This window comes from Neisseria sp. P0019.S002, assembly GCF_051957155.1.
In the GTDB taxonomy this organism is placed as follows: Bacteria; Pseudomonadota; Gammaproteobacteria; order Burkholderiales; family Neisseriaceae; genus Neisseria; species Neisseria perflava.
The window spans coordinates 1-524 of record NZ_JBQCWS010000063.1 but is presented as its reverse complement, the minus strand read 5'-3'; the positions used below and the strand labels follow the sequence as shown (position 1 = coordinate 524).

At 56.1% G+C, this 524-nt stretch carries 1 protein-coding gene; it reads right to left on the bottom strand.

Going from position 1 to position 524, the window contains the following annotated elements; translation table 11 throughout:
• A partial coding sequence (locus ACTHTY_RS11565; protein ID WP_440367768.1) for a hypothetical protein occupies window positions 1–428 on the bottom strand: 428 nt, incomplete at its 3' end.
• Between the last annotated feature and the right edge of the window lie 96 nt (window positions 429–524).

Sequence of the window (524 nt, the reverse complement as noted above, 5' to 3'; positions counted from 1 at the left end):
AACACCAACCAACACCCACAAAACCCCACAACCCCCCCCACCCAACCCACCACACAACCCGAAACCACCCAAAACCCCACACCCCACCAAAACACCCCCAACCCACCCAAAACCAACACCAACCCCCCCCAACAACACCTCACCCCCAACCCCAACCAACAAACAAAACAAACCAACAACCCCCTCAAAACACCACACACCAACCCAAAAGCCACCCAAACCAACACAACCACAACAACCCCCCCCACCACCAACCCCACCACCCACCACCCCCCCAACCAACCCAAACACACCACCAACCACCCCACCCAAAAAAAACACCAACACACCAACCCCCCCCCACAACACCCCAACACCAACCACCAACCCAACCACAACCCCCCCCACACCAAACACACCCCCCCCCACCCAAAAAACACACCCAACACAACAAAAACCAACAAACCCAACACCCCCCACACCACCCCCAAAACCACCCCCACACACACCAACAACAAAACCAAACCCACCAAAAAACCCAACAA